5 protein-coding genes are annotated in these 7037 nt (G+C 70.4%); 4 read left to right on the top strand and 1 reads right to left on the bottom strand.

The genetic code is table 11. From position 1 onward, the window contains the following. Positions 1-1437: M4 family metallopeptidase (locus OC490_RS48825; protein WP_262064518.1), on the top strand; the 1437-nt coding region annotated here is incomplete at its 5' end. Between the two features lie 82 nt (positions 1438-1519). Further along, on the top strand, positions 1520-2029 hold the full coding sequence (locus OC490_RS48820) for a DUF1990 family protein (RefSeq protein ID WP_262064517.1): 510 nt from the start codon (positions 1520-1522) through the stop codon (positions 2027-2029). On the opposite strand, the gene OC490_RS48815 is transcribed toward OC490_RS48820, so the two are convergent. Beyond that, positions 2026-4644: a glycosyltransferase family 1 protein gene (locus OC490_RS48815; protein WP_262064516.1), complete on the bottom strand. Its 2619-nt coding sequence runs from the start codon at positions 4642-4644 to the stop codon at positions 2026-2028. The genes OC490_RS48820 and OC490_RS48815 overlap by 4 nt on opposite strands. A gap of 212 nt (positions 4645-4856) precedes the next feature. Here OC490_RS48815 and OC490_RS48810 point away from each other — a divergent pair, with 212 nt between their 5' ends. Continuing rightward, positions 4857-6068 (top strand): S8 family peptidase, encoded by a 1212-nt coding sequence (locus tag OC490_RS48810; protein ID WP_262064515.1) that lies wholly within the window; start codon positions 4857-4859, stop codon positions 6066-6068. A 218-nt stretch (positions 6069-6286) separates the two neighbouring features. Then, the coding region (locus OC490_RS48805) for a maltotransferase domain-containing protein (protein WP_262064514.1) at positions 6287-7037 on the top strand (751 nt) is incomplete at its 3' end.

Here is a 7037-nt window from a genome sequence, read left to right as displayed (position 1 = left end):
ATAGGCCTCGGCACCAAGGAGAAGCTGGTCGTCAAGGACGTCGTCAAGGACGTCGACGGCACGGTGCACACCCGCTACGAGCGCACCTACGCCGGCCTCCCGGTCCTCGGCGGCGACCTGGTCGTCCACACCTCGCCGGCCGGCAAGACCGAGGGTGTCACCAAGGCGCACTCCGCGACCATCAAGGTCGCCACCGTCACGCCGAAGATCACCGTCGCCAAGGCCGAGAAGCAGGCGCTGACCGCCGCCAAGGCCGCCGGTTCGGACAAGACCGCCGCCGACGGTGCCCGCAAGGTCATCTGGGCCGGCGGCGCCACCCCCGTCCTCGCCTACGAGACGGTCGTCGGCGGCCTCCAGGACGACGGCACCCCGAACAAGCTGCACGTCATCACCGACGCGGCCACCGGCAAGAAGCTCTTCGAGTACCAGGGCGTCGAGAACGCCACCGGCACCGGCAAGACCCTGTACTCGGGCACGGTCAGCCTCACCACCACGCTGTCGGGCACGACGTACTCGCTGACCGACGCCTCGCGCGGCGGCCACAAGACATACAACCTGAAGCACACCACCAGCTCCGGCACCGGCACCCTGTTCACCAACACCACCAACTCGTGGGGCACCGGCGCCGCTTCCAGCTCCACCACCGACGTGACCGCCGCGGCCGACGCCGCCTACGGCGCGCAGGAGACGTGGGACTTCTACAAGGCCACCTTCGGCCGCAGCGGCATCAAGAACGACGGTGTCGGCGCCTACTCCCGCGTCCACTACGGCAGCTCGTACGTCAACGCCTTCTGGGACGACGACTGCTTCTGCATGACCTACGGCGACGGGTCCAGCAACACCCACCCGCTGACCTCGCTGGACGTGGCCGGCCACGAGATGAGCCACGGCGTCACCGCCAACACCGCGGGCCTCAACTACAGCGGTGAGTCCGGTGGCCTGAACGAGGCGACCTCCGACATCATGGGCACCGGCGTCGAGTTCTACGCCGCCAACTCCTCCGACGTCGGCGACTACCTCATCGGCGAGAAGATCGACATCAACGGCGACGGCACCCCGCTGCGCTACATGGACCAGCCCAGCAAGGACGGCGGCTCCGCCAACTACTGGTCCTCCTCGGTCGGCAACCTCGACGTGCACTACTCGTCGGGCGTCGCGAACCACTTCTTCTACCTCCTCTCGGAGGGCAGCGGTTCGAAGACCATCAACGGGGTGGCCTACAACTCCCCGACGTACAACGGCGCCACCCTCGCCGGCATCGGCCGCGCCAAGGCGCTGCAGATCTGGTACAAGGCGCTGACGACGTACTTCACGTCGACGACCAACTACAAGTCGGCCCGTACCGGCACCCTGAGCGCGGCTGCCGCGCTCTACGGCACCAGCTCCGCCGAGTACGCGGCGGTGGCGGCGACCTGGACGGCCGTCAACGTCACCTGACGACAGCCGAGTTGACAGGTAAGCGGTAAGGGCGGTACCCGGAGCGAAGGCATCTCCGGGTACCGCCCTACTCTTGGGTCCCATGTCCTTCACGTACGACGACGTCGGCGCGACCCGCGAACGCGGCTTCTGCCCCCCGGGATTCCACCCCCTCCATGTGCGCACCCGGATCGGCGAGGGCGAGAAGGTCTTCCGCCGGGCGTCCGACGCGCTCCTCACCTGGGAGTTGCACCGCGAGATGGGCGTCGGCATCGAGGCGAGCGCCGACAAGGCCGCCCCCGGCGTGGACGTGACGGTCACCCTCGCGGGCCTGATCAAGGCCCCCTGCCGCATCGTCTGGACGGTGGAGGAACACCGCAGGTCCGGCTGGGCCTACGGCACCCTCCCCGGCCACCCGGAATGCGGCGAGGAGGCCTTCGTGGTGGACCGCACGGGCGACGGCACGGTCTGGCTGACGGTGTCGGCGTTCAGCCGCGGCGCGAAGTGGTACGCACGGCTGGGCGGCCCGGCGACCCGGGGCTTGCAGCATGCGTACGCCCGCCGTATAGGGAGCACACTGCGGCAGATGTGCGCTCCCTACTCCGACGTCTAACGCATGAGCACTCCCGCCCCCTCCACCGCGTCCTCCGAAGGCACCGCCACCAACCCCAACTCCGCGCCGGACGCGAGCAGTCGGTGCGCCGGCAGGATCCGGACCGTGTAGCCGTAGGGCCCGGTGCGGTCAAGGGCGAGTGGTCCTTCGTACAACCAGCGGCCCTCCGAGTCCGGGCCTCCCGCCGGTTTCAGGGGCACCGTTGTCGCGTCCCCGATCCGGTCCTCAGGATCCACCCGGCCGGAAACCGCCTGCACTTCCACATCGTCCGGGGCGAGCCCGCCAAGGCCCACCCGGACCCGGAGATTGAGCGTCGTCCCGAGTTCCGCGGTGGCCGTGGCTGCGGACGTCTCCACATGGTCGACGGTCACCCCGTGCCAAGCCGCCCGCACCCGCCCCTTCCACGCGGCGAGTTCGCGCGCCGCGTCCGGGGTCATCGTGCGGTGCGCGTGCGCGGCCGGGGCGTACAGCCGCTCCACGTACTCGCGGACCATCCGGCCGGCCAGCACCTTCGGACCGAGCAGCGTCAGGGTCTGGCGGACCATCTCGATCCAGCGGTCGGGCAGACCGTCCTGGCCGCGCTCGTAGAAGCGCGGGGTGACGCGCTGTTCGAGGAGGTCGTAGAGGGCGGCGGCCTCCACGTCGTCGCGGTGGTCGGGATCCGTGCCGGTGCCGTCGGCCGTGGGGATGGCCCAGCCGAAGTCGGGCTGGAACCACTCGTCCCACCAGCCGTCCAGGACCGAGAGGTTGAGACAGCCGTTGAGTGCCGCCTTCATACCGCTCGTGCCGCACGCCTCCAGCGGGCGCAGCGGGTTGTTGAGCCAGATGTCGCAGCCGGGGTACAGCTTCTGCGCCATCGCCATGCCGTAGTCGGGGAGGAACACGATGCGGTGGCGGACGCGCGGGTCGTCCGCGAACTTCACCAGCTCCTGGACGAGGCGCTTCCCGCCGTCGTCCGCCGGGTGGGCCTTGCCCGCCACCACGATCTGGATCGGGTGGTCCGGGTGCAGCAGGAGATCCATCAGCCGGTCCCGGTCGCGCAACATCAGCGTCAGGCGTTTGTACGACGGGACGCGGCGGGCGAAGCCGATGGTGAGGACGTCGGGGTCGAGCACGCCGTCGATCCAGCCCAACTCGGCCGATCCTGCGCCGCGTTGACGCCAGGAGGCGCGCAGCCGATCCCGTACCTCCACGACCAGTTGCTCGCGCAGGTCGCGCCGGAGCTCCCAGATGTCCTGGTCCGGGATATCCGCGACCGCGTCCCAGCGGTCCGAGCCGCCGACCGTCAGCGCGTCCTCGGTGCGCTGGGCGCCGATCTGCCGGGCGCCGAGCCGGAACACCTCGGGGGCGACCCAGGTCGGCGCGTGCACCCCGTTGGTGACGGAGGTGATCGGCACCTCCTCCGCGTCGAACCCCGGCCACAGGCCCGAGAACATCTCGCGGCTGACCTGCCCGTGCAACAGCGAGACACCGTTGGCGCGTTGACCCAGGCGCAGGCCCATCACGGCCATGTTGAACAGGTTGGGTTCGCCGCCCGGGTAGGTCTCCATGCCCAGCCGGAGGATGTTTCCGACGTCCAGGCGCGGGAGTTCGGCGTCCGGCCCGAAGTGAGTGGCGACCAACTCCCGGTCGAAACGGTCGATGCCGGCCGGGACGGGGGTGTGCGTCGTGAAGACCGTGCCCGCCCGCACCGCCTCCAGGCCCGCGTCGAAGTCCAGCCCGGCGTCGCAGAGTTCGGCGATCCGCTCCAGGCCGAGGAAGCCCGCGTGGCCCTCGTTGGTGTGGAACACCTCGGGCTCGGGGTGACCGGTGAGGCGACAGTACGTCCGTACCGCCCGCACACCCCCTATACCGAGCAACATCTCCTGGAGCAGCCGGTGTTCACTGCCGCCGCCGTAGAGCACGTCGGTCACGCCGCGGGCGCCGAGGTCGTTCTCCTCGACGTCGGAGTCGAGCATCAGCAGCGGCACCCGGCCCACCTGTGCCAGCCAGATCCGGGCGCGCAGCGAACGTCCGCCGGGCAGGGCGATGGAGACCTGGGCCGGGGAGCCGTCGTCCTCCCTGAGCAGTGCCACCGGGAGTTCGTTGGGGTCGAGGACCGGATAGGTCTCCTGCTGCCAGCCGTCCCGGGACAGGGACTGGCGGAAGTAGCCGTGCCGGTAGAGGAGTCCGACACCGATCAGCGGTACACCGAGGTCGCTGGCCGATTTGAGATGGTCGCCGGCGAGGATGCCGAGGCCGCCGGAGTATTGCGGCAGGGCGGCCGTGACACCGAACTCGGGTGAGAAGTAGGCGACGGCGGCGGGCAGTTCACCGGACTGGGCCTGGTACCAGCGGTCGCCGCCCACATAGTCGGCGAGATCGCCGGCGACCTCGGTGAGCCGGCGCAGGAAACGGCTGTCCTCGGCCAGCTCCGCGAGCCGCTCGGCGGAGACGCTGCCGAGCAGTCGTACCGGATCGCCCTCCGAGGCGGTCCAGCGCTCGGGGTCGACGGACTGGAAGAGATCGCGGGTTTCCGCGTGCCAGGACCAGCGCAGGTTGCGCGCGAGATCGCTGAGCGGCCGGAGGGGTTCGGGGAGAACGGGACGGACGGTGAATCGACGGATCGCCTTCACAGCTCCACCTTGCGCGTTCGCTGGATGACACACGGCTATGTGCGTCGTCGTCTCTGAAGACGGTACCGGTGACGGTGTGGACGTCGTCCTCAAACGGCGGACGGGCCGGATGATGCCGGCCTGGGCCGAAAAGGGCCCCTCATGCGCCCTTGTGGTGCTTCGCACCGCACGAGAGGCTGCCCAGTGGAGAGTTGAAGGAGGGGAACTCGACCATGGCACGGACGCGTACGCGGCGTCTGCGCCGGGCGGGGGGACTGACCGCGGTCGCCACAGCCGTGGTGTTTTCGGCCATCACCCTGCCCGCGCATGCCGCACCGGAGGGGACCATACTCGGCGCCGGCGCACCCGGCACCGTCAGCGGTAGTTACCTGGTGACACTCAAGGGGGGAACGAAGGCTCCGTCGGCCGCCGGAAAGGGGCTCGCCGAGAAGTACGGGGCGAAAATAAGCCACACCTACGGCACAGCCCTCAACGGTTACGCCGTCGAGGCGAACGAGAGACAGGCGAGACGCCTCGCGGCGGACCCGCGGGTCGCCTCGGTCGCCCAGGACACCCGGGTGACCCTGGAGAGCACCGGCCGCACCGAGCGGAACCCGCCGTCCTGGGGCCTGGACCGCCTCGACCAGCCGGGCCTGCCGCTGGACAAGAGCTACACCTCGCCGGACTCCGGGGGCAGCGGGGTGACGGTGTACGTGATCGACACCGGCATCCGCATCACCCACAAGGACTTCGGCGGCCGGGCGAGCTACGGCTGGGACTTCGTCGACAACGACACCACCGCCCAGGACGGCAACGGCCACGGCACCCATGTGGCCGGCACGATCGCCGGCACCATGTACGGCGTCGCCAAGAAGGCCAAGGTGGTCGCCGTCCGCGTCCTGGACAACGCGGGAGCCGGTACGACCTCGCAGGTCATCGCGGGTATCGACTGGGTCACCCGGCACGCGCACAAACCGGCGGTGGCCAATCTCAGCCTCGGCGGCCTCCACAACGCCCAGCTCGACGCCGCCGTACGCAACTCGATCGCCTCCGGAGTCACCTACACGGTGGCGGCGGGCAACGACGGACTGTCGGCCGGTCTGTACCCCCCCGCCGATGTGAAGGAGGCGATCACGGTCGGCGCCACCGACCGCAGCGACACCCGGGCGGCCTTCTCGAACTTCGGCCCGGCCGTCGACCTGTTCGCCCCGGGCGTCTCGATCACCTCCGCGACGGACACGAGCGACACGGCGAAGGCGACCTTCTCCGGTACGTCGATGGCGTCGCCGCACGCGGCCGGCGCGGCGGCGGTCTATCTCGGCACTCACCCGCGCGCCACACCCGCACAGGTGTCCAAGGCGCTCGTCGCGGGAGCGGTTTCCGGCAAGGTGTCCGGTGAAGGGCTCGGTTCGCCGGACAAACTTCTGCAAGTACCGCGGTCGTAGTGCGGGAGTGACGGCTCCGGCCCCGTTCGCCCAGGACGGGGCCGGATCTTCTGTGGAGACCTGCGTGTAAGTAGTTGGCAACCTGCCGGATTGCTAACCCGAATAGGGTGGGAAGGCTCCACCGGTACACCCCCAGACGCACCACGGGATCTCCTTCGCAGGACCCACCTCCCCACATCCATCCGCCCACACCCACGTTGACGCGGACAGGAGCGGTCATGCCCGCCACGCACCACTCGTCAGCACCCCCGACACCCGGCACCGCCACGCCCCCCGTGCGCCCTGCCGGCACGGCACCACCCGCCCCGGAGCCACCCTCCGCGGACGGCACGTCCCCCGGCATCGGACGCATCCCCGTCCTCGATGTCCGGCCGGTCGTCCAGCACGGCCACCGGGCCGCCAAAGCGGTCACCGGTGAGGCGTTCGAGGTGTCGGCCACCGTCTTCCGCGAAGGCCATGACGCGGTCGCCGCCAATGTCGTCCTCCGCGATCCGGACGGCCGTCCCGGTCCATGGACCCCGATGCGGGAGCTCGCCCCGGGCACCGACCGCTGGGGCGCCACCGTCACGCCGGACGCGCCGGGCCATTGGTCGTACGTCGTGGAGGCCTGGAGCGATCCGGTCTCCACCTGGCGCCACCACGCGGGGATCAAGATCCCGGCCGGCATGGACACGGACCTCGTCCTGGAGGAGGGCGCGCGGCTCCACGAACGCGCCATCGCCGGGGTGCCGAAGGGCAGAGGCCTCCGTCCCGTCCTCCGCGCCGCCGTCACCGCCCTCCGCGACGAAACCCGCCCGGTCGCCGCCCGCCTCGCCGCCGCGCTCACGCCGGAGGTGGACCAGGTCCTCGCCCGGTATCCGCTGCGGGAGTTGATCACGGTCTCCGAGCCGCGCGCGTTGCTGGTGGAGCGGGAGCGGGCGCTCTTCGGCTCCTGGTACGAGTTCTTCCCGCGCTCCGAGGGCACCGCCG

It is taken from the genome of Streptomyces sp. STR69 (assembly GCF_024519455.1).
Taxonomy (GTDB): domain Bacteria; phylum Actinomycetota; class Actinomycetes; order Streptomycetales; family Streptomycetaceae; genus Streptomyces.
The sequence above is the reverse complement of the archived record's forward strand: the minus strand, read 5'-3'. Positions and strand labels throughout refer to the sequence as shown.